Source organism: Planctomycetaceae bacterium (assembly GCA_041398825.1).
Taxonomy (GTDB): Bacteria; Planctomycetota; Planctomycetia; order Planctomycetales; family Planctomycetaceae; genus F1-80-MAGs062.
The window spans coordinates 228302-249387 of record JAWKTX010000009.1 but is presented as its reverse complement, the minus strand read 5'-3'; the positions used below and the strand labels follow the sequence as shown (position 1 = coordinate 249387).

General features: G+C 53.2%; 14 protein-coding genes. 10 read left to right on the top strand and 4 right to left on the bottom strand.

What is annotated here, in order from left to right; genetic code table 11:
* The first annotated feature begins 9 nt into the window (after nucleotides 1-9).
* On the top strand, nucleotides 10-954 hold the full coding sequence (locus R3C20_17345) for a TIGR00730 family Rossman fold protein (GenBank protein MEZ6042272.1): 945 nt from the start codon (nucleotides 10-12) through the stop codon (nucleotides 952-954).
* 137 nt (nucleotides 955-1091) lie between these two features.
* Here the strand turns inward: R3C20_17345 and R3C20_17340 are convergent, their stop codons facing one another.
* Together R3C20_17340 and metH are read right to left on the bottom strand one after the other, a co-directional pair.
* Complete coding sequence (locus R3C20_17340; GenBank protein ID MEZ6042271.1) at nucleotides 1092-2465, bottom strand: hypothetical protein; 1374 nt, start codon at nucleotides 2463-2465, stop codon at nucleotides 1092-1094.
* Between the two features lie 269 nt (nucleotides 2466-2734).
* Nucleotides 2735-6556 carry a methionine synthase gene (gene metH / locus R3C20_17335; GenBank protein MEZ6042270.1) on the bottom strand — a complete coding sequence of 1274 codons (3822 nt, stop codon included), beginning with the start codon at nucleotides 6554-6556 and terminating at the stop codon, nucleotides 2735-2737.
* Between the two features lie 536 nt (nucleotides 6557-7092).
* Here metH and R3C20_17330 point away from each other — a divergent pair.
* A complete protein-coding gene (locus R3C20_17330; protein MEZ6042269.1) occupies nucleotides 7093-8607 on the top strand; it encodes an HlyD family efflux transporter periplasmic adaptor subunit in 1515 nt (504 codons plus the stop codon).
* A gap of 167 nt (nucleotides 8608-8774) precedes the next feature.
* On the opposite strand, the gene fae is transcribed toward R3C20_17330, so the two are convergent.
* A complete protein-coding gene (gene fae, locus R3C20_17325; GenBank protein ID MEZ6042268.1) occupies nucleotides 8775-9272 on the bottom strand; it encodes a formaldehyde-activating enzyme in 498 nt (165 codons plus the stop codon).
* Nucleotides 9273-9521: 249 nt separating this feature from the next.
* On the opposite strand from fae, the gene R3C20_17320 reads away from it, so the two are divergent.
* From R3C20_17320 to R3C20_17295, 6 genes are all read left to right on the top strand, one after another.
* The gene (locus R3C20_17320; protein ID MEZ6042267.1) at nucleotides 9522-10478 is read left to right on the top strand and encodes an SMP-30/gluconolactonase/LRE family protein; all 957 of its coding nucleotides are present in this window, start codon (nucleotides 9522-9524) and stop codon (nucleotides 10476-10478) included.
* Between the two features lie 12 nt (nucleotides 10479-10490).
* Nucleotides 10491-10904: a molybdenum cofactor biosynthesis protein MoaE gene (locus R3C20_17315; protein ID MEZ6042266.1), complete on the top strand. Its 414-nt coding sequence runs from the start codon at nucleotides 10491-10493 to the stop codon at nucleotides 10902-10904.
* Nucleotides 10897-11937: a GTP 3',8-cyclase MoaA gene (gene moaA / locus R3C20_17310; protein ID MEZ6042265.1), complete on the top strand. Its 1041-nt coding sequence runs from the start codon at nucleotides 10897-10899 to the stop codon at nucleotides 11935-11937. The genes R3C20_17315 and moaA overlap by 8 nt, the downstream gene beginning before the upstream one ends.
* Nucleotides 11938-12009: 72 nt before the next feature.
* On the top strand, nucleotides 12010-12516 hold the full coding sequence (locus R3C20_17305) for a flavin reductase family protein (protein ID MEZ6042264.1): 507 nt from the start codon (nucleotides 12010-12012) through the stop codon (nucleotides 12514-12516).
* Nucleotides 12517-12680: 164 nt separating this feature from the next.
* Nucleotides 12681-14138: an FAD-linked oxidase C-terminal domain-containing protein gene (locus R3C20_17300; GenBank protein ID MEZ6042263.1), complete on the top strand. Its 1458-nt coding sequence runs from the start codon at nucleotides 12681-12683 to the stop codon at nucleotides 14136-14138.
* A gap of 36 nt (nucleotides 14139-14174) precedes the next feature.
* Nucleotides 14175-15035, top strand: a complete 861-nt coding sequence (locus tag R3C20_17295) for an alpha/beta hydrolase (GenBank protein MEZ6042262.1) — start codon at nucleotides 14175-14177, stop codon at nucleotides 15033-15035.
* A 64-nt stretch (nucleotides 15036-15099) separates the two neighbouring features.
* Here the strand turns inward: R3C20_17295 and R3C20_17290 are convergent, their stop codons facing one another.
* Complete coding sequence (locus R3C20_17290; protein MEZ6042261.1) at nucleotides 15100-16209, bottom strand: DUF1559 domain-containing protein; 1110 nt, start codon at nucleotides 16207-16209, stop codon at nucleotides 15100-15102.
* Nucleotides 16210-16390: 181 nt separating this feature from the next.
* Here R3C20_17290 and R3C20_17285 point away from each other — a divergent pair, with 181 nt between their 5' ends.
* The gene (locus tag R3C20_17285) at nucleotides 16391-16864 is read left to right on the top strand and encodes a hypothetical protein (protein MEZ6042260.1); all 474 of its coding nucleotides are present in this window, start codon (nucleotides 16391-16393) and stop codon (nucleotides 16862-16864) included.
* 669 nt (nucleotides 16865-17533) lie between these two features.
* Nucleotides 17534-20974 (top strand): NPCBM/NEW2 domain-containing protein, encoded by a 3441-nt coding sequence (locus R3C20_17280; GenBank protein ID MEZ6042259.1) that lies wholly within the window; start codon nucleotides 17534-17536, stop codon nucleotides 20972-20974.
* Nucleotides 20975-21086 lie beyond the last annotated feature (112 nt).

Here is a 21086-nt window from a genome sequence, read left to right as displayed (position 1 = left end):
GGATTATCCGTGCGTTTAAGTCGGTCGTTGTACTCGCAGAGCGAAGATACGACATCGACTTCTGTTTTCATTCTGAACTACGCTCAGTGTAACGGTTGTCCGCTCTGCTGGCACGCCCTGACGATTGTCGGTGAGCTGACAATGAAATTCGTCCATGCCTTCTATCTTGTGAATGTTCACATGGATACCAAAACGGATCCTTCAATTGTTCGAAACGTCACTCGTCGCCCGCAGGAAACACGCTTCCTTCGGGGACCGCAATCTCGTTTCCGTGAATTTGCACTCGCATGGCGTGTGTTGAAAGAAATGATACACGGATTTCGGCGTCTGCACTTCGTTGGGCCCTGCGTCACCATCTTTGGTTCCGCTCGATTCAGGGAAGATCATCCCTATTACCAAAAAACCGTGGAAGTGGCGGCCGCTGTTTCGAAAGCAGGTTTCACTGTGATGACGGGGGGTGGCCCGGGACTGATGGAAGCTGCGAATCGCGGAGCAAAACAGGCTGGAGGCCACAGTATTGGATGCAACATCGTCCTGCCAATGGAACAGGAACCGAACCCTTACCTCGATACGTTTGTGGATTTCCAGTACTTCTTCGTACGCAAGTTGATGCTGGCAAAATATTCGTATGCATTCGTCGCTGTGCCCGGAGGCTTTGGGACGTTCGACGAATTGTTTGAGGTCGCCACGCTTGTCCAAACCAAAAAGATGGAAGAGTACCCGCTGATTCTGGTGGGAAAGGACTACTGGCAGCCCATGATTGAATACATCCGCGAAGTCATGCTCGGCCAGGGCACCATCAGCCCGGTTGATGTGGATCGGTTTGTACTCACTGATGATCCGCAGGAAGTCGCAGAGATCATTCGCCACGCCGCCATCAATAAATTTGGATTGAAGGAAGGTGCCTGGAAGCCAAAATGGTGGCTGGGTGAGCGACGTCCATGGAACATTTGAATGATCCGACTGCGACCGGATCAAAGGAAAATCCCGGCTGGCTGTCCGTTAAGAAACCGGGACAGTCACGCAGGACGACTGAAGCCGTCGTGTTTTAAGGTCTGATGGTCGAGCCAATTCCGGTTTTTAACGAGCTGCTAAAGGGGCGACCGCCCAGGTGCTCCTGCCGCCGACGTTCCTTCATAACTGCGTTTCTGCCGCACGATCGGCGGCCCTTCCGCGCGTCCGGCGGCCCATCCCATCAAATCCTGAAGACGTCGCCGGCCTTTCAGGAAGTACATATTGTCAAGCGACTGAATGTGCTGTTCAAACACCAGGTCTACCTGCTGCCCCCAGAGAGAATTCTCTGCGATCAGCAGGCCCTCCGCTTCCATCCATTCTGCAATGGCAACTGCAATCCATTGATGACCACGGAATGATGGATGGATGTGATCGACCAATACATTATCACCGATGATAGACTGGCCGGATTTTTCACTCAGCACTGCAGCCGCGTCTATGAAATGGCTTTCCGTTTCATCCTTCATTTGGTGCATCGCAGCTTCCAGCGCGGTCGTCATGCGCAGCGGACATACGTCCTCGTCACGTGCCTTCACAAAGGCAAGTTTCGCTCCAACGACATCACCCAGCGCAAGTCGCACATGTCCGATCTGGTACCAGGTGAACGCAAAGCGATTATCGAGACTGGCGGCCTGTTCAAGTTCTCTCAGGGCGGCATCGGAATTTGTTCGCATTTCAGCAGCGGCGGTAGAAAGATGATCCGCGATGGCGTCCTGCTGGCTGGCTGTAGTCTGTTCCGAGAATGTCGACTTGAATGGCGGGCTGTCCGCAAGGTTTGACGGAGGTTGTATGAGAAGAAACGGAACCCCGGCATTGTCGCAAATTGTCCGCATTCGTCGCAAATTGCTCCCGAAGTGCCGAACTACGAGATCCGCGTGCACGTCGTCGCGGACATAGGCCTCAAGCCCGCCTTCATGATCCAGCAACGCGTCGACTTCCTGACTCAACACCGGCTTTGCCCCGGCGGACGGGACAGTCTTTGTCGACTCCGACGATTCAGAAACTGACAGAGGTTGCTCGCGGCGTTGTTGGCGCGAATCCGATATCAGATTTCGAATCAGACGATAAGAGCGGAACCGCCCCAGGACTGAGTAGACTGAGGCTATCGGGGATCCCGTATTTCGAATTGTGCTGTACGTGATGTCTTCGAGGAATTCATTGTGGCCGGTGCAGACAATCATCAGATCGGGCTGGTACTGAAGACATTCCTGCATTAACGGCACCAGGCGATAACTGGCGTAAGAAATACCACCACAATTGACAACTCGCCACTGCGCCGACGGCTGAGCGTGGTTGAGTGACTGCTCAAGAAAACGCGTAAAGCTGGTTTCAATGGAATAAGGGTTGCCCTGTACGGTGGACCCACCAAAGGCGAAAATGCGAAACTCATTTTTCGGCTTGTGCACCTCGAATTCATCATGTTCAAAGAATCCACGACGTTCGGCAGACACTTGCCAAAACCGCCCGTCAGGTGACAGCGTGAACAAGCGTCTGATTGACGCGAAACCAACAAACGGATCATCAGCCGCTTCAGGCGGCGCAACATCGAAAACCGCGAGAACTCCCTCGAATGCAGCACAGAGCAGCAGGCTGAAAAACACCGCCCCCGCACGCAACGCAATTCGTCGCGGCCATCGGTGCGATCCTTCTTGTTTCTGGCCACTCATACCAGTCCAGTCCACTAACGCATCGGTAAATCAGCAGCCGGATTCGGGGACTCTCAAGACGGCTCGTAACCAAGATTGGGGGCAAGCCAGCGTTCGATCTCTTTGACAGACATTCCTTTTCGAGCCGCGTAGTTCTCGACCTGGTCCCGCGTCAATCGATCCACGGCAAAGTAACGACTTTCCGGAAGACTGAAGTACAAACCACTCACAGATGCCGCCGGCCACATGGCGTATGAGGAAGTAAGTTGCATGCCGATGTTGTTTTCCACATCCATCAACTTCCAGAGATCACCTTTGGGAAGATGGTCGGGACACGACGGGTAGCCAAATGCTGGACGAATGCCAAGGTATTTTTCTTCAATTAATTGTTCATTATTCAATGATTCGTTGGCTCCATAACCCCAGTCGCGACGTGCTTTGACATGCAGCGCCTCGGCAAATGCTTCCGCAAAACGATCAGCAAGTGCCTTGATCATAATGGCGCGGTAGTCATCGCCGGATTCTTCCAGCTCTTTTGCGAGTTCATCACAGCCAAACCCTGCCGTAACGGCAAACGCACCGATGTAGTCGTTATGCAGGAGCGATTCGACTTCCTCCCCTTCAGCCTGAAAGGCTTTGAGACGTCGGTTCTCCGCAATCGGGGCTACATAATCCGCCAGACTGCGAAAATCTTTCTGACCGACTCGTTCCCATTGCTGTCTGAGCATCGGGAACCGCATCAGTTCTTCGGTACGAGATTCATCGGTCCACAAGATGATATCGTCGCCGTCTGAGTTCGCTGGCCAGAAACCGTAGACAGCTTTGGCAGTGATGCTCTTGTTCTTCAGCAACAGCTGGAGTTCATTCTGAGCATCCTGCCACAGCTTGCGAGCTTCCTCGCCCACCACAGCGTCGTCCAGAATCTTCGGATACTTCCCGATCAGCTGCCAACTACTGAAGAATGGTGACCAGTCGATGTACTGCACCAGTTCGGTGAGCGGCATTTCTTCAATCACTCGCACACCTGTGAACTCAGGAATCGGCGGATCATATTTGTCCCAGTTGATCGTGAATCGCTTCGACAATGCTTCTTCGTAAGGAACCAGTTTGACCTGCTGACGCTGGTTGAAGGACGCCTTGGACCGCCGCTGAGCTTCCAAATTTTTCGCGACGAAATCGTCTTTACGATCGGGGTCCAGCAGAGCTTCCACGACTCCCACAGACAAAGATGCGTCACCCACATGCACGACCGGCTGACTGTACGCAGGAGCAATCTTTACGGCAGTATGTTTGGCGCTGGTCGTCGCGCCACCGACCAGCAACGGAACCGTAAAACCCTGCTCTTCCATCGCGCGTGCGACAATAATCATCTCTTCCAGCGACGGTGTAATCAGACCGCTGAGACCGATGATATCCGCGTTGTGCTTTCGAGCCTCTTCGAGAATTCTTTCACACGACACCATCACTCCCAGATCGATGACCTTGAAGTTATTGCATCGCAAAACAACCGCGACGATATTCTTGCCAATGTCGTGAACATCCCCTTTGACAGTGGCAATCAAGAAGGTACCGCGGTTGCCCTGTTCGACAGCTTCGCCCGCCACCTGCAAACTCTCGGCCAGCGCTATGGCATCATCGCGAGTTGCGTTAAAGAGGCCAGCTTCGTTGAAATGCCGTGACGTCGTACCTGCTGCTGCCGCTGCTTTTTCGGCTTCCATGAAGGGTTCCAGCCAGGCGACAGCCTTCTTCATGACTCGAGCAGATTTCACAACCTGTGGCAGAAACATCTTGCCGCTGCCGAACAGTTCGCCGACAACATTCATCCCGTCCATCAGCGGGCCCTGAATGATGTCCAGCGGGCGGCCGTATTTTAGCCGGGCTTCTTCGATGTCGCCGTCGATATGATCCAGAATGCCTTTCAGCAACGCATGCTTGAGCCGATCCTCGACGGTACCGTTGCGCCATTCGTCGGTGCGTTTTTCGCCTCCCGCTTTTTCCTTGACGGTTTCGGCATATTCGATGAGGCGTTCTGTTGCGTCCGGACGTCGATTCAGCAACACATCCTCGATGTAGACCAGCAGTTCCTTGTCGATTTCGTCATAGACCTCCAACTGAGCCGGGTTCACGATCCCCATGTCCAGCCCGGCAGCCACGGCGTGATACAGAAACGCAGCATTCATGGCTTCACGGACGACATTGTTACCCCGAAAACTGAAGCTGACATTGCTGACGCCGCCCGATGTTTTCGCGCCCGGACATTCGCGTTTGATGTCGCGTACCGCTTCGATAAAGTCGACGGCGTAGTTGGCATGTTCTTCCATGCCGGTGCCCACTGTCAGAATGTTCGGATCGAAGATGATGTCCGTGGGCGGAAAGTCGGCTTTCTCTGTCAACAATTTGTAAGCGCGTTTGCAGATGCGCACTTTGTCTTCTCGAGTCGCTGCCTGACCAACTTCGTCAAAGGCCATGACAATGGTGGCGGCCCCATAACGACGAATCAGTTTCGCTTTGCGCAGGAATTCTTCTTCGCCTTCCTTCAGACTGATGCTGTTAACGATGCACTTACCATGCACACACTTCAGACCGGCTTCGATCACATTCCAGTCGGAACTATCGATCATGATCGGCACGCGAACGTTGTCGTCATGCAGCAGCCACAGGAATTTTTCCATGCACCGAGGCCCATCCAGCAGGCCTTCGTCCATATTGACATCGATCACCTGAGCACCGCCCTCGACCTGGTTGGCCGCGACACTCAGAGCTTCGTCGTATTTTTCTTCTCGGATCAAACGAGCAAACATCCGCGAGCCCGTGACGTTGGTCCGTTCGCCGACATTCAGGAAGTTGGATTCCGGTCGCAGTTCCAGATAGTCAAAGCCGGAATAGGTTGAGTTACCTGTGCCGGATGACGGCTTGCGGGGCTTCATATTCTTGACGGCTTCGGCCGCGCTCGCGATGAATTCCGGCGTCGTTCCGCAGCAGCCGCCGACGACGTTCACCAGTCCGGCCTTCGCCGCACTGACAATCGCTTCTGTAAATTCAGCGGCCGTGTTGTCGAAGCCTCCCATGCCGTCGGGCATGCCGGCATTGGGATAGCAGGTCACGTATCGAGTTGATATCTCAGACAGCGTCTGCAAATACGGCTTCATCTGAGCGGGCCCCAGCGCGCAGTTGAACCCGATGCTCAATGACGGGAAGTGTTCGACTGCCGTGTAGAAGGCTTCCGCCGTTTGCCCCAGCAAAGTCACTCCACCGGCAAACACCGTTCCCGAAATCATCACGGGAACTTCCGTACCGCGTTCCTCGAAGACTTTCGAAATGGCGAACAGGCAGGACTTCATGTTCAGCGTGTCGAAGCTGGTTTCGGGCAGCAGCAGATCGACTCCCCCGTCCAGTAGTCCTCGAACCTGTTCGGCGTAAGATTCCACCATGGCATCGAACGTCACAACGCGAGTGCCGGGTGCATCGGCATTCATCGATAACTGCACATTGGTCGGGCCAATACTGCCGGCCACGTATCGCGGCTTCTTAGAATTCTTTGCCGTGTATTCGTCGGCGCATTTGCGTGCCAGTTCCGCACCGGTTTGGTTGAGTTCGCGCACCAAATGAGACAGTTCAAACTCCTTCATGCCGACAATCGACGCATTGAAGGTGTCGGTTTCGATGATATCCGCACCGGCGTCCAGATACTGTCGATGAATCCCACTGATCAGATCAGGCTGTGTCAGGACCAGCAGGTCGGTGGCGTTGCGGACGTCGATATGGTGCTTTTTGAAGCGTTCGCCGCGATACTGCTCTTCGGTAGGGTTATTCGCCATAATCAGCGCGCCCATCGACCCGTCGATGATCATGATGCGCTGGTCAAGAATTTCACGGATGTCGGGTTTGCTGGTCATTGAATTTGGGTTGATCTGCTGAACAAGCGTTAACTGCGTAGGAACGTTTCGGTCGATTCAAATCGTGCCGCTTCCTGTTCACACTTCAAGGCAAAACTCGCAGGAGTTTCCGCCCATCCAACAGGAACGGCCCGTCACTTTGTGTCGGGCCGAATTCTAGACACCAGTTGGATTTACAGAAACCCGCAACACTCTTTCAACCGGACCCAGACGCAGAATTGCGACAAGCAGTTCGCCCCGCGACAGGATGTTGCCCGATTTTGGGGACGCAATGGATTGATTCCGGGAAATTGTGGCATTGAAGGATGCCACTGCCAACTTTGATTTGACTGCTGACGACCGTCCCACAGAATACCTTTAGTGTTGATAAACTTAATTTGGTGCCGATAATAAACGTGTTGATCGATATTCCTGCCGTCTGACACACCTCCCTCCCCCGTCAGACACAAATCTCCGTACATTTCACCGTGATGGCAAGGTCCTCGTCTGAGGCGGCTGCCGCGCGGCCTCCTGATTCCCTCACAGAAAAATCGCCCATGCCGAGCATTCGATGGACGACCGCCCACCTGTTTCGAGCATCCTGCTCCGCATTGCTGGTTGCGCTGGTGTTGCTGGCAGGGGTGGGAGCCGTAAACCGGGATCATGAGCCGGTTGAACTCTCTCTGTATGATGTCCAGCCTCGCCATTTCTCTGACGTCATCGAACTCACTGGAAACGTCGAACCACTCAAGTCGGAGACTGTTTCGTCAGAGTGTCGATGGTCCACGACGATCCTCAGCATCGTGCCCGAAGGAACCTGGGTTCAGAAGGGCGATATCGTTTGCGTACTGGATTCGTCAGAAGTCGAGGAGTTTCTGCGGGCCAGAGATGTACCCCTGATACGCGCAAGGGCAACTCTTGAGGGCTCTGTTCAGGACGAGGAATTGCTGAAATCCGCGAATGAACGCAGACTCGCACAGTCCAAGTTTGCCGCTCAAACAGCTTTGAATGAGCGTGATCAGTATCTGCACGCGACCCATCCTCAGCTTCTGGATAAACTTGAGCAGGACCTCTCACTCTGGCAGGAACAACTCGAATCAGCGCGTGAAGAGTTCGCCTATACCGAACGGCTTTGGGCGCAGGGTTTTGTCAACCACCGAACGCTGGATCAGGCCAATTTCATTCTTCAGCAGAAAACAGAGGGTGTTCGGAAACTGCAGGCAGACCTTTTTCTCAGCAACGAATTCACCCACCCAAGAAATGAACTCCGGCTGCAGTTTCGAGCGAGCAACGCTGACCGAGACGTTCTGCGTACGGAAATCATGAATTCTCTGGCGGAAACAAAGGCCAGGCTCACGACGCTTGCAAATGAACGACGTGTCCAGATCTACGAACGATACGTGAATTCAGCTCGTGAAAGTATCGCAGCCTGCACCATGAAGGCCCCTTCCGATGGGCAGGTCATTTACGCAAATTCCTGGTATGACCTCAGTCGCGGACGCAGATCGGTGGAAGAGGGAAAACGAGCCTATTTCCAGCAGCCGATTTTCCGCATTCCAGACGAACGCCACAAAAAAGTCACCGTCTCTCTTCACGAATCGCTGATCACCCGTGTTCGTATCGGCACACCCGTGAGCGTGCAACTGAAAGGGTTTGAAGAGACTCCCGTCGCCGGTGAAATCGTGCACATTTCCAACTACCCAAAATCTCGCAGCTATTACACGCCGGACGTTCGCGACTACTACCTGGACATTCAACTGAAGCCCACGCCCGAACAGGCGTCGATCATCCGGCTGAAGATGGATGCCAATGTTACCATCTCACTATTCGAAGATGTTGACGCGTTAACGGTTCCGAATGAATCCGTCGTCGGCGTCGGGGGCCGGAATTTTGTGTGGGTCTATGAGGATGCAGGCTTGCAGCCTCGAGCGATCCAGGTGGGTGAATCAAACGATGAGGCTGTCTGTGTCACCGCCGGACTCCGCGAAGGTGACCGCATTGCAGTTCAACTCACTCCTCAGCAAAGAAGCGGACTTCAGGAGTACGCTCAAAACATGATCTCGGGGCTGTAAGCCAGCTTTTTTGGGGCCAGAAGATTCACAGAGGAAGAGCTGCTCCCACCGCGTTCGGTACTTACGCGTTGATCACGAAAAAAGCCACCGGAATATTCCGGTGGCTTTGGTTGTTCATCAGCGTCGCCGATCAAGAATCTGAACGCTCAGCATTCGCCTGAGGTCGATTAAGCAACGTAGAACGGGTGAGAAGCGGTGTCACGTGCGGCCAGAACTTCATCCACGGAAGGAGAATTCTTCATGGCTCGCTCGATCGATTCTTTGGTAGCTTCGTAGTTGTATTCGTAGATCTTCTTGTCATCGGCTGCTTCCCAGTGAATGAATACACCGCAGACGATGCAAAGATTCTCGCACTGGTCTTTCGGGATGACTCCGGACTTCACGCAATCCGTCACGGCGTCCGCAACGGCCTTTTGAGCTGGCCCAAACATCTGAACGGCCTGACGCGCGCCCTTGATCGTGACCTTGGTGATCATGACGGTCGAAGGCTTTACGGCAATGTTCGGCGTCAGAACTGCCAGAAGGTTGCTGTGACCCATTTTCTGGTCTGCCAGTGCATTGGCGAATGCAACGCCAACCGGACCAGCCTTGTCACCGATCAGAAGGTCAATATGAGCAACTTCATTGCCATCGCCTTTCAGCGATTCGCCTACGTACATGGACATCTTATAATCCTTTTCAAATACTCTGAAACGATCTCACGAGACGTGAAGGATTGCGATTTCCTTCGTGATGTTCAACCGAGCCAAGCCGAATTCGTTGTGGGAACCGCGTGATCTGTTAAAAAGTGATTTGGTGAGAAATCACTGCCGCATCAAACGGACTGTTTTTGGCGTTTGTTTCATTGTCCGCGAACAGTTTTCTCGAACCGGCACAAACCAACAGCGACTTTCCGTACTCGAAGGATCCCGTTAATGAAGATTATTGAAACGGAAGTGCTCTTCCACCCGGAATCAGAAGAACTTCGGTTTCTCCCGGAAGGTCCATACACCGCAGGACCAGACCTGATGAGTTGGGTGGCCATTCAACACGGAGCTGCGTCGTCCAGCGGCTCTATCAATCTCCTTGACACAAGAACACGGCAAAACAGATCGTTCGAATTACCCGGCCGGCCTGGGTTTGCTTTTCCAACCACAAGCGCGGGCGTCTTCGTTGCAGGAGTCGAACGAGAGCTTGGATTGTTTGACACCTCGAATCAAAGCTGGACGGCATTCGCCACGGAAGTGGACCGAAACACGACGAACACCATCATCAATGACGGAGTCATCTTTGAAGGGAATTTGGTTCTCGGCTGCAAAGAACTGGAATTTAAGACAAAGAAAGCCGGTCTCTACCTCTGGCGCAGAAGTGACAGGCAGTTGATCCAGCTCCGGGACGACCAGATTTGTTCGAACGGGAAAGCCATCGTTCGCGATGACGACGGTGTGCTGAATCTGATCGATATCGATTCACCTTCAAAGACAATTACTTCCAGCGTCCTGAATATTGATGCCGGCATCCTTTCTGAACCAAGGGTGATCGTTGACCTCTCAGATGAAGAGGTCTTTCCGGACGGAATGATTGTCACACCAGACCATAAGAGCCTGATCGTCGCACTGTACGATCCGGGAGATCCACACTTCGGGGCCGCCAGGCAGTATTCTCTGCAGGAGGGGCAACTCGAAACCATCTGGACCTGCGCTGGGTCTCCGCGTGTCACATGCCCCCAGCTAATTGAACACGAAGGCCGTGTCCGTCTTGTGTTGACTTCGGCGGTTGAGCATATGCCCGCAGACCAGCAGAAAAGACATCCGCAGGCAGGAGCTATCTTTGTCGGAGACACATCGTTCGAGACGATTGGAGATCAACCGCTCTTTGAACTTCCACTCTAAGCAGAAGCGATAATGATTGAACTGACAGAAGACGTCATCGACTATTCCAGCCTGACAGAATCCGTCCGCGATCATCGTGCTGGAGCAGTCGTTCTGTTTCTTGGAACGGTGCGAGAATTCACCAACGATTTGCAGACCGCTTCCCTCACGTACGAAGCCTATCCGGAGATGGCAAAGTCGGCAATGACTGAACTCGAAGAAGAAGTTCGAAGAAATCACCGCGTCTGCAATGTTGGGATTGTCCACCGTATCGGATCCCTTGGTCTTGGTGAGATCAGTGTTGCAGTCGCGGTCAGTGCTCCCCATCGCGCTGACGCTTTCGAGGCTGGACGATGGTTGATCGACACGCTTAAAGAGAGAGTGCCGGTCTGGAAACAGGAGAATTATGTGGACGGTTCCACCGAATGGGTACACCCCAATGGCTGACGAATGTAATGACGCGAATGGCCCGAATGCAGAAGAGTTCGATCGCAAACTCGTGGATCGATTCGGTCGACAACACAATAATCTTCGCATCAGCGTCACAGATCGATGCAATATTCGCTGCTTTTATTGTATGCCGGCAGACAACGTAGAGTTTCTGCCCAAAGATCACCTGCTCACGTTTGAAGAAATCACGCGAGTGGCAACCATCAGTGCAGGCCTTGGCATTGATCGCATCCGATTGACGGGTGGTGAACCCCTGGTGAGAAGAGATCTTCACAAGCTGATCTCGTTGCTCGTGAAAATCCCGGGCATTCGCGACATCGGGATGACGACAAATGGTATTTTGCTTGCGGAACAGGCCCGTCAACTGCGAGACGCCGGCCTCGCCCGCCTGAACATCAGTCTGGATGCACTTGATCCCGCGGTTTTCCGCAGGATTACTCGTCGTGAAGGTTACGAGAAAGTCATTGAAGGCATTCAATCGGCCCGCGATGCAGGCTTCGAACCTATCAAGTTGAATGCTGTTTCGATACGTGGCCTCACCGAAGATCAGATCGTGCCATTTGGCCGCCTGGCCAGGGAAACGAACACCATCGTTCGATTCATCGAATTTATGCCTCTCGATGCAGATGCGAAGTGGCAGCGTGAAAAAGTCCTGTTCGCCCATGAAATCATTGCCCGCCTCGAAGCAGAGTTTGGCAGTCTTGAGCCCGTCCAATTCGGAAACGCGAGCTCACCATCGCAGGATTACCGTTTTGGGGATGGCTGCGGACAAATTGGATTAATCGCAAGCGTATCCAGGCCATTCTGTGGCTCGTGCAATCGCTTCCGATTAACTGCAGATGGCAAACTGAGAAACTGTTTGTTCAGCCTTGAAGAAACAGATATCAAACCATTGCTTAGAGACCAGCAGTCCGACGACAGAATTGCCGATGCGATGATAAGATGCATTGCTGACAAGAAAGAAGGCCACGAAATCAATACAGCCCGCTTCATACAGCCGAATCGCCCGATGCATTCCATTGGTGGCTGAGTTGCCGGCGCTGTGTGCTGACCAGCAGATTTCGCAAATTTGTTTGACCGACCCAACGGAAAGTAGAGCCCGATGACCGAATCCAATACTTCTGAACCCTGCTCTTCGATTGCTCCGGTTCTCGGCCGAATACCAAGCGGCGTCTTTATCCTGGTTGCCGGCGGACCGGATGGAAGAAGCACAGGCCTGCTTGCAAGCTGGATTCAGCAGGCTTCGTTCGCGCCACCTCAGGTGACAATTGCCGTCAACAAGTCTCGCTACCTGAACGACTGGCTGGCAGTGGGTTCTGCCATCACACTCAATCAGGTTGCCAAAGGAGACAAAGTGTTGTTCGGTCATTTTGGAAAAGGCTTTGAGCCCGATGCCAATGCATTCCAGGGCATCGAGACCACTGAAGGAAACAACGGTTTACCGGTTCTCAAAGGGGCTATGGCATCAATGGAGGGTGTGCTGGAATCGAAATTGGATGCTGGCGATCACGTGATCTGGCTGGCAAACATCACGGTAGCTCATGCACATCAGGACCCTGGTGGATTTGATCCATACGTGCACATTCGAAAAAATGGCCTTGGGTACTAGTCCTGACCTCTTTATGCGAATTTCGGGAACAGAAACTCCGATCCTGAGCCCGGACGTAAAAACTTTGCTCCGGATATTTGCATTCAGAGCGCTGTCGATAGTTCTTGTTTCAGCACCCTGCTTTCTTCTCTCCGTGACAGTTATCTTCCACGCAGGCCGAATCAATGCCATCTACTAACCCCATCGTTACGCCTGAGTTCATTCGGCAGTTGTGCGAGATAGCAGGTCGGGATGCGGTACTCGATTCTTCAGACGAACTGCTCGTGTATGAATGCGACGGATACGTCGTGGAGAAAGCCGTCCCTGACGTCGTCGTCTTCCCTCGCAATAGTGACCAGATTAGTCGCATCGTCATCGCGTGTAACCAGTACGGAGTCCCGTTTGTTCCTCGGGGAGCCGGGACAAGTCTTGCAGGTGGATGCCTGCCTGTCGGCGGTGGCGTAATGATCTCGCTGACTCGAATGAATCGCATTCTGGAGATCAATCTTCGGGACAGGTATGCCGTCGTGGAACCTGGCGTCGTCAATGTGCGTCTCACACGCGCTCTGGCTGGAAGTGGCTTCCATTACGCGCCAGATCCCTCAAGTCAGGGAGCATGCACAATCGGTGGCAACGTTGCCACAAATTCCGGTGGCCCGCACACTTTGAAATATGGTGTGACAGTCAACCATGTTCTGGGTGTTGAGTTCGTTGATCCCAGCGGAGAAATCATTCAGTTTGGCGGCCCATGTGGGCAAACAGATTCGTTTGACCTGACCGGATTGTTCGTCGGCAGCGAAGGTACATTCGGCGTGGTGACCCGTGTTTGGGTAAAGATCACACGAGATCCGTCAGCCTATCGGACGATGCTGGCGGTATTCGAAACCGTGGATGATGCGACTCGAGCGATCAGCAGTATCATCGGTGCCGGTATCATTCCGGCTGCACTGGAGATGATGGACCAGGGCATCGTCGGTGCCCTGGAGGCCGCGTACCACTTTGGCTTTCCTCTCGATGCCGGCGCAGTTCTGTTGATAGAAGTCGACGGACTGGATTGTGCAGTCGATGCTGAAGCCGAAACCATTACCCGGCTCTGCAAGTCGAACGCTGCACGCGAAGTCCGGCTGTCCTCAACGGAAGAAGAAAGAGCACTCTTGTGGAAGTGCCGAAAGCAGGCCTTCGGCGCTATCGGTCGTCTGAGCTCAGGATACTGCACTCAGGATGGCGTTGTACCACGAACAAGATTACCGGAGATTCTTGCCAGCATCATTGACATCGGCCATCGCCACTCAATTCGAATCGTGAACGTTTTTCATGCAGGCGATGGCAATATTCACCCAATTCTCTTGTTTGATGAACGGGATTCCGAGCAGGTGCAGCGTGTCCTTCTCGCGAGTGAAGAAATACTCGACCGATGTATCGAACTCGGCGGAAGTGTCACAGGAGAACACGGAATTGGCATTGAAAAGATCAACTTCATGCCCAAACTGTTCAGTGAGGAAAGTTTGAAAGTCATGGAAGATGTACGCCAGGCTCTCAATCCAGGCGGGCTATGCAGCCCTGCCAAGATGTTGCCGACAGCTGGGGCGTGTGGCACTGAATCAATTCAAAAGTCACAACCGGGACGCAGGGCTGCGTTGTGACGTTCTGCTCATCCGATTCCCCCCTGAACAAACACGATGCTTGTTTCCCTTCAACGCAGGTTAATCTACAAACCTGAATGCAACAGTCTGCTTCAGGTTGCTCTCTATCCCGAATTGCTTCAGTACTATCCCGCGGCTCGCGACGTTTGCATCCCCACACCGGACAACGAATCTCTCGGGGCCTGGTACCTCCCCTTCGACAATTCACAGGCAGTGAATTCTTCTCGCCTGATCATCTTCCTTCACGGCAACGCAGGGAATCGGTCTGGTCGTCTCGGTTGGTACAAGCTGTTCTATGAATTTGGCGTCAGTTTGCTTGCGATCGACTACCGTGGCTATGGAGATTCCACAGGCACCCCTTCAGAGGAAGGACTGGCCAGGGATGCAATCGCAGCGTGGCACTTTGCAAAATCATTGGGATATACAGACGACTCAATCTGCCTGACGGGAGTCTCTCTTGGTGGCGCTGTCGCAGTCCGTCTGGCTTCAACACTGTCCAGTACAGGCTCCACGCCAGCTGGACTTGTCCTGGTTGCTACCTTTGCGTCCATGGTCGAAACCGCAGCTTTTCATTACCCATGGGTCCCAGTCCGATGGCTACTGCGAGATCGATTCGACTCGGCAAGCTTCATCAAGACAATCGATACACCAATTCTTTGCTTTCATGGAAACACAGATGACATCGTCCCCATCGAAATGGGAAAACGACTTATGTCGTTCGCTCCTGACAAGTCTCGAACCGGAATCAGGCCGAGGTTTGTGGAGATGAAGGGCGTGGCGCATCGAAGGCTGGCGGAATCCGGCATCGAATTCTATCGTCGCCATCTGCCCGTGTTTCTACGGCAGATCTGGAACCAGCAGACTCCACCGGAGATCAAGAAAGAAAGAGGCAGCTGAACAGCTGCCTCTTTCATGTGTTTACACGAGACTCACCAGATCGAATCTCTCAGGAGAAGTCGATTTAGTACTCCCCGATCACTTCTCCACCAATGCGAGTTCCAAGAGCGCCCCAGACGCCGTAGGGGCTTGGACCGTTGGTCGTATTCTTTACAGCACCCAGATTACCAGTGTCAATATTCTCACTGATAAAGTGTACTGATCCGTCAGCCATCAATACCTGAGCACCTCCGGTGTGGTAGCTGCTGGCATTCAGGATGGAAAACGAAGAATCCGCATTGTTGTTGGTGTTGTTGGTGCAGGACGGTGCGTTCGGGGCCAGAACGGTATTGAATGCAACATTCTCCGGCTGTCCATCCTGCCAGATTGAACTGAACTTTCCTTTCACATTCGCACCTGTCGTGTACCGGCCACCGCTCAACACTGCGTTGGCGGCCGCAAGGCAGGCGCCCGGACCGCTTGTTGTGATCGCTGCAACACCCATGTAGGTCGCTTCACGCTTGTCACGCCCGGCAGCTCCGCCCTGACCAAAACTTGCCTGAACGCGCTCGCCGAATGCGATTGTATTGCTGGTACCGTCGGTGATATCACGAATACCGTAGCAAATGTTGCGTGCAAACAGACCACTGTTCGCATTCGCATCGCGGTTGTTCGATGTGTAAGCATAGCTGTCGCCACGACAGAATGCGTAATTCGACGTTCCACGTGCAGTGATAATTCCGGGATCTGTAGGACAGCGGAGTGAAGGAATCTGGACCCACCAGACACGCCAGCCGCTCCACGGAGCAGCACCACCCGGTGGAACTGGCAATGTTTGGCCATTGGCACCTGACGTGTCGCCAGCTTCAACGGCCTGATACAGATTCGCCTGCTCCAGATACGGCAGCAGACTGATCATGCCCGAGCGTCGGTTGTAGTTACCGTCGTTTCGTGCTGTGCTGCCGTAACCGTTCGTGCCACCCTTCTGATACACGAAGCGATCGAACACGTCGTGATAGTTGTGCAGCGCGAGACCGATCTGCTTCAAATTGTTTTTGCACTGCGTTCGGCGTGCTGCTTCGCGGGCCTGCTGAACCGCTGGAAGCAACAGCGCGATCAGAATGGCGATGATTGCAATCACAACAAGCAATTCAATCAACGTAAACCCACGATGACGCATCCTAAGTGATCTCATTCAACATCTCCTGAATAGGGGAAAAAATAGATAACGCTACTGACAACTCGATGATGAAGGGGACCGAAGCTACCATCAGTCTAACCCTTCCTTTTATTCGGAAACTTTACTCTGCGTTTCGAGTCTATCCGAAAATTCACCAATTCTCAATAGGTGACCCACTACTTAAGGAAATTCAGTTATGAAACTCTTCTGTGGATTTGCCATCGCAATGGTGCTGCTGGCTGGATGCGGTAGTCAGCAACCGACAAACCGACCGCCTGTCTATCCGGTCTCAGGAAAAATCACCTACAAAGGAGCACCGGTCGCCGGCGCCGATATCAAATTCGACGCGGATGGACAGGAAAGGGCTGCCTTTGGACGAACTGACGATCAGGGCAACTACAAGCTCACAACATTCGGATCCAATGATGGTGCTGTCGAAGGAAAACACTCCGTCAGCATTACAAAATACCAGCCGCCACAAGAGTCAGTCGCAGTGGAAGCCGACACCGAATCGCCTGAGTACGTTCCACCCGGACTGAATGAAGGCGAGAAAATGCCCGAACTCAAAAACGAAATTCCAGACAAATATGCAAAGCCTGAAACATCAGGCCTCGTCGTAATGGTCAACAGCGACGGAGAAAACAAACTGGATTTCGAACTCACCGACTGAATGAAATTCATTCACCAAAGACAGAACAAAATAAGCCCAACCAATCACGGTTGGGCTTATTTTATCCACGGCTGTTTACACGACGGACAGCCTCGCCATCCAAGTCAATCTGTGAGCTCGTGTGTAACGCCCGGAACTCGACTTGGCTTCCACGGCTAATATTAACTTCCTGAAGCTTGCAAAATAACAGGCAGATCAGGCCATCTGGTTTCCCTGCCACGAATGGAGTTCCGCTGTTCGACAGGCCGTACGGAGAAGGCCCCAAACGAGTGACCAAACGATCGATCGCACATGGATACCCATGCGACGCCGCTCGATTCCATCTGATCTGCTGTGAAAAACCACGGACGGTATTTGTCGAATGGAACGCGAAACTGCCAATGAAAAATTGGCCCCGGAAGAACCGGCGATTTCAGTCGGATCAGTCGCAATCGCCCTCAGGGCTGATCCGAATGGGACTCAGTTGCCGAGCGGCAATTGCTGCATAGTTGCTGGAATCTGATGGTCAATTTTGTGATCATCTGCCGCTGTCCTGTCACTTCCGTTCCATTTCAGAATCTCCAATTATCGCCAGGAGCCGTCACTGTGAAGTTCCAGCGTCGACGTATATCGCTTGTTTTCCTTTCCGCAGTTTGCCTGATTGGGGTATCGCGTGCTCAGGAGAAGCCAGTGGCTGAGACCGCAGTGATCACGAGAGCTACCGCGAGCCACGCCGTTCCTGTCGAAGCTGACATTTCAGGAGCAACGGACCTGTATCTTGTGGTGTCAGATGGAGGTGATGGCTTCACCTGCGACTGGGCGGACTGGGCCGAACCGAAGCTCAGCGGCCCGACTGGGGATCTGAAACTGACCGATCTGAAGTGGAAGACAGCTTCAAGTGATTGGGGAATTCCGGCAATCAACCTGAATGCGGGTGGGACATCGCTGAGGATCGACGGCAAGCCTGTCAAATACGGAATCGGGACACACGCCAATTCTGTGATTCATTTCGTATTACCAGAGGGATATACCAGATTCACCGCAACCTGCGGCCTCGACAATGGCGGGACAGACCAATCCGGTGGGACGGCCAGCAGCGTGAAGTTTCTTGTCTACACGTCCGCTCCACCGACGCGTGTACAGGCGAGTGGAGACGGACGCGATCCAGCGACTGCCCTTGCCGGCATAGATGTGGCCAACGGCGTTGAGGCGAGTCTGTTTGCTGCAGAACCGATGTTGTTAAGCCCTTCGAATATCGACATTGATCACCTTGGGAGAGTCTGGGTCTGCGAAGTGGTGAACTACCGACAGTTTGCCAACAAGAGTAATCCCGGACGTGCAGAAGGCGATCGAATTCTGATTCTGGAAGACACCGATGGAGATGGTGTCGCAGATAAAGAAACCACATTTTACCAGGGGCGTGATATTGATTCCGCGCATGGAGTATGTGTGCTCGGCGACAAAGTGATCGTTTCTGCCGGGGACAGTGTCTTTTGTTTTTACGATGACGACGGTGACCAAAAGTGCGACCGCAAGGAAATTCTGTTTACGGGCATCAAGGGCACGCAGCACGATCACGGCATCCATAGTTTCACATTTGGACCGGATGGGCGGTTGTATTTCAACTTTGGTAACAGTGGCAATGAACTCCACAATCCGGATGGTTCTCTTGTTGTTGATATCGCTGGCAATGAAGTCATCGCTCATCGCCATCCCTATCAGGAAGGTATGGCGTTTCGCTGCGAACCGGACGGCAGCAAAGTCGACACTCTGGGATGGAATTTTCGAAATAACTGGGAACTCTGTGTCGACAGTTTTGGAACAGTCTGGCAGTCGGACAATGACGATGACGGCAACAAAGGAGTTCGAATCAACTACGTGATGGAGTACGGCAACTACGGATACAAGGATGAGATCTCAGGCGCCGGCTGGCGTGAAGCTCGAACCAATCTGGAGAAGGAAATTCCACTTCAACACTGGCACCTGAATGATCCGGGTGTCGTACCGAACCTGTTGCAAACCGGAGCAGGATCACCGACCGGCATGATTTGTTATGAAGGCGACAGACTCCCCGAACGATTCATCAACCAGCTCATCCATTGCGACGCTGGTCCAAATGTCGTCCGCAGCTATTCGGTAAACAGCAATGGTGCCGGGTACTCGGCCAGCGTCAATGATATTCTCGTCGGGACTCGGGATCAGTGGTTCCGGCCGTCTGACGTTTGCGTCGCTCCTGATGGCAGCCTGATCGTAGCCGATTGGTATGATCCCGGTGTCGGTGGCCATCGACAGGGCGATGTGACTCGCGGTCGACTGTTCCGTGTCTCACTTCCCGGGCAGCCCTACTCCGTTCCAAAGCATGACTTCAGCACAGTCGAGGGTGCCGCTCGGGCGTTGAAGAGCCCCAATGTTGCGACTCGATTTTTGGCATTCACAAAACTAAAGGAATCTGGTGTCGCAGCTGAATCAACATTGCTGAAAATGTTCCAGTCCGATCCCAACACTCGGTTCCGAGCCAGAGCATTGTGGCTCCTTGGTCAAATTGCTGACCGCACCCAAAAGTACGTCGACCTTGCCATCGCCGACGACGAGAGCGACATTCGTATCGTCGGCCTTCGACTCGCCCGCCGAACGGGCATGCCCGTTTTGCCTCTGATTGCAAAACTCGCTGACGACTCATCGGCGCAGGTACGAAGAGAATGTGCGGTTGCTCTTCGCAACGAGAAAAGCTCGCCAGAGAAGACGAAGCTGTGGGTGGCACTCGCTGGCGGCTACGATGGAACGGACCGTTGGTACCTCGAATCTCTTGGCATTTCTTTGACAACAGAGCAGGAATGGAATTCTGCGTTGCCGTCACTTCAGAAGTCAGCCCCTTCCGAAGTATTTCTTGACCTCGTCTGGCGTGGCAGAGGTAAGGTCGCTGCCGGCCTGAAGATGGCTGCCATCACCGATCTTGCAAAGCGGGATTCCCTCGACACCGCTCACGAAAACTTATTGCGATACTTTCGTTCACTCGATTTCGACAGCCGTGAAGTCGTTTCGGGGCTCTGTCTGAAGCTCCTTCAGCCAGACAGGATCCGGTCTTACCCGCCAACGACGTCCGAAATGATCATTGCAGAGTCATTAGCTCGATTGTCAGGCACCGATGCAGAATCGAGCGATGCAAAATCCGCGTTAGCAACTGTGTTGAAACAGACCATCGGTACCTCACAATTTGTTCGACTCGTGGAAAGATTTCAAAGTCAGCAACATTACGCGGAATTGCTTCAACTGGCTCGACGACATCCTGCGGAACAGATCGGCGTGGAAGCCATCTCCGCCCTGCTGAGTCTGAAACAATGGCAGCTCATCAATGAGGCACTGCGAGGTGAAAACACCGAAGCAGCAATCGCAACAGCAGAAGCCATGGGTAATACGCAAAGTGGAGCCATCAGCGGACCTTTGCTTGCCGTCATCAGAAACGATCAGGTCAACATTGAGGTGCGTCGTGCGTGCGTTCGCGCCGCGGCAAAGGTGAACAACGCGGCGATGGAACTCGTCAAGTCTGTTGAAGAAGACACCATCGATCCGGAATTGACACAAGCCATAGCCGCAGCGTTGCATGCGTCACCATCTCGAAACGCGCGGGAGCAGGCTCAACGATTGTTTCCATTACCACCATCAAAAGATGATAAACCAACTCCACCTGTCAGCGAGCTCATTCAGATGCGTGGGGACGCACAGAACGGCCGACTGGTGTTCTTTACCACTGGCACTTGCCACAAATGCCATGTTGTGGATGGAATGGGACGTGAGATCGGCCCGAATCTCTCGGAAATTGGCAGCAAACTCAGCCGCGAGGCGATGTTCGAATCCGTCCTGTTTCCAAGTGCCGGCATCAGCCACAACTACGAAGCCTGGACTGCTGTGTTGACATCCGGCACCACGGTTTCGGGATTATTGACGAGCACTACTGATAACTCGATCAGCATTAAGGGGGATGATGCGATTATCAGAACATTCAAACGTTCAGAAATTGAAGAGTTAGTGAAGCAAAAATCCTCGCTAATGCCCTCCGATTTGCAGAAGATTATCTCTGCTCAGGAACTGGCCGACCTCGTGGAATTCATGCAGACATTGAAGAAGAAATAGTCAGATAAGTTCGGAAGGGCGAAGCAATCGACACGCCGCCAGCGGGCCAGGTGACTGGTGCTGGTTGGCTTCGCCCTTCCGAACGGTTTCTTCCGGTCTTCCCCCTTTCAGG

Bases quoted from the DNA above. Each gene is read 5' to 3' on its own strand.
- fae (MEZ6042268.1), bottom strand. From the start codon at position 9,272: ATGTCCATGTACGTAGGCGAATCGCTGAAAGGCGATGGCAATGAAGTT.
- R3C20_17285 (MEZ6042260.1), top strand. From the start codon at position 16,391: ATGAAACTCTTCTGTGGATTTGCCATCGCAATGGTGCTGCTGGCTGGA.
- R3C20_17300 (MEZ6042263.1), top strand. From the start codon at position 12,681: ATGCCATCTACTAACCCCATCGTTACGCCTGAGTTCATTCGGCAGTTG.
- metH (MEZ6042270.1), bottom strand. From the start codon at position 6,556: ATGACCAGCAAACCCGACATCCGTGAAATTCTTGACCAGCGCATCATG.
- R3C20_17290 (MEZ6042261.1), bottom strand. From the start codon at position 16,209: ATGAGATCACTTAGGATGCGTCATCGTGGGTTTACGTTGATTGAATTG.
- R3C20_17305 (MEZ6042264.1), top strand. From the start codon at position 12,010: ATGACCGAATCCAATACTTCTGAACCCTGCTCTTCGATTGCTCCGGTT.
- R3C20_17295 (MEZ6042262.1), top strand. From the start codon at position 14,175: ATGCTTGTTTCCCTTCAACGCAGGTTAATCTACAAACCTGAATGCAAC.
- R3C20_17315 (MEZ6042266.1), top strand. From the start codon at position 10,491: ATGATTGAACTGACAGAAGACGTCATCGACTATTCCAGCCTGACAGAA.
- R3C20_17330 (MEZ6042269.1), top strand. From the start codon at position 7,093: ATGCCGAGCATTCGATGGACGACCGCCCACCTGTTTCGAGCATCCTGC.
- moaA (MEZ6042265.1), top strand. From the start codon at position 10,897: ATGGCTGACGAATGTAATGACGCGAATGGCCCGAATGCAGAAGAGTTC.
- R3C20_17320 (MEZ6042267.1), top strand. From the start codon at position 9,522: ATGAAGATTATTGAAACGGAAGTGCTCTTCCACCCGGAATCAGAAGAA.